This window comes from Caballeronia sp. LZ003 (genome assembly GCF_031451465.1).
GTDB lineage: Bacteria > Pseudomonadota > Gammaproteobacteria > Burkholderiales > Burkholderiaceae > Caballeronia.
Map to the genome: position 1 here is coordinate 1 of NZ_JARUXJ010000280.1, position 3,531 is coordinate 3,531.

4 protein-coding genes are annotated in these 3,531 nt (G+C 56.8%); 3 read left to right on the forward strand and 1 reads right to left on the reverse strand.

Annotation, left to right across the window (positions count from 1 at the left end; translation table 11 throughout):
• On the reverse strand, positions 1 to 120 hold a 120-nt coding region (tnpB, locus tag QCE79_RS39705), incomplete at its 3' end, for an IS66 family insertion sequence element accessory protein TnpB (protein WP_404989515.1).
• 32 nt (positions 121 to 152) lie between these two features.
• Between tnpB and QCE79_RS39710 the strand changes: the two genes are divergently transcribed.
• From QCE79_RS39710 to QCE79_RS39035, 3 genes are all read left to right on the forward strand, one after another.
• Positions 153 to 419 (forward strand): DUF5372 family protein, encoded by a 267-nt coding sequence (locus QCE79_RS39710; RefSeq protein WP_404989516.1) that lies wholly within the window; start codon positions 153 to 155, stop codon positions 417 to 419.
• A 173-nt stretch (positions 420 to 592) separates the two neighbouring features.
• Positions 593 to 1,057, forward strand: a complete 465-nt coding sequence (locus QCE79_RS39030; RefSeq protein ID WP_309854521.1) for a helix-turn-helix domain-containing protein — start codon at positions 593 to 595, stop codon at positions 1,055 to 1,057.
• Positions 1,058 to 1,343: 286 nt separating this feature from the next.
• Positions 1,344 to 3,482: a recombinase family protein gene (locus tag QCE79_RS39035; protein ID WP_309854524.1), complete on the forward strand. Its 2,139-nt coding sequence runs from the start codon at positions 1,344 to 1,346 to the stop codon at positions 3,480 to 3,482.
• Positions 3,483 to 3,531 lie beyond the last annotated feature (49 nt).

Below are 3,531 nucleotides of genomic sequence, written 5' to 3' on the forward strand. Positions count from 1 at the left end.
GATGTCGATGCCCTCCAGTAGCCAGTGAAGTTGCTCTGTTCGCAGCATGAGCACCGCTTCCTTGCGCGGCCATACGAAGCGGTCCTGCTCGAGGCGTTTGTAACATACCTCGAAATACAGGCTCTGGGGCTACCACAGAACATCTTGTCCGCATCACTCACCCGTTCCATCCGTTCAGCGGACAGCAACTTCTCTGCGTTGGGGAGCGCTGTAACCGGTCTGGCCGACGTCTCCTGCTGCGCATCGACGACAAGAGTTATTGCTCTGTCCCGCCGAAATGGACGGATATGAGCGAACCCGATCCTGAGATATCCATGGGACGAGAGCGCGCGTTGTTCACGGTCAACGACTTGACGGAGCTTGCGCTACTAGTAAGACGTCTTTCGTACAGACGCGCCGGGAACGGTTCAGGGTCGTAAAGATATTTACGCCGCATATGTAAAGAAATTAACGCCGCTAAATTTGCCTATTCAATTTAGCGTTCATGAATTGTTCGGCTTTTTAGCGTTTGTATTTGGACTCTATAGCACTTGACAAAGGCAGTGGCGCGGCATAATTTGATTACATCAAGCTGCAGCTATTTGGAGTCAATGTGCCGCCAAGTGTTCGCAAGCGCTCAAAGACGGATGTCCTCGCGGAGGACGGTACGCTGAATCCAACGCCGTCGAACGTTCTCGATGCTAAGTTCCACGAGGGTGGATTCTTCGATCCCCATGACGCCGTGCAGGTCAAATATGAGATGTTGCGTCGCGTCTCTGTTGAGAAGGCCTCCATAACGCAGATTTCCGATGAATATGGTGTTTCGCGGCCAACGTTCTATCAGGCGCGAACGGACTTCGAGCAAGGAGGAATCGCAGGGCTGGTTCCGAGGAAACGAGGGCCGCATGGTCCGCACAAGATCCAGGGCGAGGTATTGGCGTTTCTCAAGTTGCAACACACGCCCGGAGAACCACTGCGCGCGCGCGAACTGGCAAAGCTAGTTCGCAAAGAATTTGGTCTGGATGTGCACCCGAGAACGATCGAGCGAGCGTTCGGTGTAAAAAAAACGGTGGAATAGCGGGATGCTGCGCTTGGCCGTCGACCGTGTCGGCGCCGATCGCCGCGCAATACGAGGTGATGCGTTCCGCTGCTCTTGGCCGAGCCCTGCCTGTAGAGGCTCGGCGCGGACTTAGCGTCTTCCTTGCGCGAGGAATGTGGGCATGGGCGCGCATGATGGTTCCGGGGCGTACACCGCCCGAACCAAATGTTACTCGGCCATCGTCGAACGTTCCGCCCATCGAACGTCAAGGCTTCATCTACGTACTTGCAGGCATGGCTGTGACGGTCAACGAGCGGAGAACACCGTGAACGCATCCCTTAAAGTTCAGCCTCACCACCTCGAACGGAGCGCTTACCTCTACGTCCGGCAGTCGTCGATGCGGCAAGTCCTCGAGAACGTCGAGAGCACAAAGCGACAATACGCGCTGCGTGGACGTGCGACGGCACTCGGCTGGCGTGACGAGCAGATCGTCACGATCGATAGCGATCAAGGGGAATCTGGAGCATCGGCGTCTTGGCGAGAGGGGTTTCAACGATTGGTCACGGACGTGGGCATGGGCCGCGCAGGCATCGTCATGGGTCTTGAGGTGTCGCGCCTAGCCCGAAACAATGCTGACTGGCATCGGCTTCTGGAAATCTGCGCGCTCGCTGATACGCTGATTCTCGACGAAGACGGGATATATGATCCAGCAAGCTTCAATGACCGGCTCCTGCTTGGGCTGAAAGGAACCATGAGTGAAGCGGAACTTCATGTTCTCAAAGCGCGCCTGCGAGGCGGAATTCTGAACAAAGTGAATCGGGGCGAGTATCGGTGTGTGCTACCGACTGGCTTCGTATACGACGACCTTGGCAACGTAGTGCTTGACCCAGATTCCCAGGTCCGAGACACCATCACATACTTCTTTGAGACGTTCTTGCGGGTCGGCTCTGCCAGCCAGACAGTCAAGGTCTTCAAGAAGGAGGGCCTCCTGTTTCCATCTCGTATGCGAAACGCGAAGTTCTTGGTCTTCCAGCACCTCACCGCGTCGACGGCACTTCGGATGTTGAACAATCCGCGCTACGCGGGCGCCTATGCTTACGGTCGGAGGCACTATCGCAAACTTGCAGACGGGCGGAAAGTGCCAAGAAAGCGTGAGCGAAATGACTGGCTCGCTTGCATTCCGGACGCCCATCCTGGATACATTACCTGGGAGCGGTATGAGCAGAACCTTGCTGTTCTGGAGACGAATGGTCGCGGGTATAAAGTTGCGCGTTCATCGCCACCTCGCGAGGGCGCTGCTCTTCTGCAGGGCCGCGCCGTTTGCGGACGTTGCGGCCGGTATCTCCGGCTCCGATACGCTACGCGACGCGGACGACAGGAAGCCTGGTATGTCTGCGACCGAGCACAAGGCGCCCATGGCCAACCTACCTGCCAGTCAATTGCCGGAGCGCCGATCGATGAAGCCGTTGGCGCATTGATCGTCGCGTCGATGACTCCGGCTGCCGTTGAGTTGGCATGGGAGATACGCAGGGAAATCGAAGCGCGTCACGATGAAGCCGACCGATTACGCCTGCGCGCTATTGAACGCGCCCGGTTCGATGCAGATCTTGCGCAACGACGCTTTATGCTGGTCGACCCAAGCAACCGACTGGTGGCCGACACACTCGAGCAAGAATGGAACGACAAGCTGCGCATATTGGCCGACGCAAGAGAACAAAGGGAGCGTAGCCAGCAGCAGGAGCGTCTCATACTCGACGATGCGATCCGCGACCGGCTCATCGCAATGACAGCGGACTTCAAAACACTGTGGCGTGATCCATCGTTGGCGAATCGAGAGCGAAAGCGGCTGCTAGCCTACATCGTCGAGGACGTCACACTGATCAAACTTCCAGACGAAGGGACAACAAAGATTCACGTTCGCTTCAAGGCCGGCAAGACTGAAACGCTCACGGCACAAAATCCCCAAACATCTGCACAACAGGTCAAAACCAAACCAGAGGTCATCGAGCTTATCGATAAGCTTCTCGACGACCACACATGCGCGCAGATTGCGCAGCTCCTTAATGAACGGGGCATCCGTCCCGGCGGCTGTGTCCGTCCAGGTAAGAGTAACATTAGGTTCGACGCTCTACGCGTCTCATACATCGCACAGCGAAGCGGACTTCCATCCCGCCGCGTCAGACTGCGCGAGCGCGGCATGCTCACAAAACTGGAGGCTGCGGCTCGACTCGGCATCCACGAAGCGACACTCACCAGGTGGGTCGAATACGGCCTCGTCAAACGACACGCCTATAACGATCATGCGTTCCTCTACGAAGTCCCGAATTCCCACCGTAAGCACGCGGCGATCACATCTGGTTTTCGATTGCTTGGCGTAAGAGCATACGTTTCCACGATCAGGAAGCGGACACGTGCACACTATTTCCCAAGACATATCGGCGGGCCGCACACGGCGGACCTATAGCGCCTCGTTCAAGTCTGAGCTTATCAACCAATGTCGGCAGGTCGGCGTC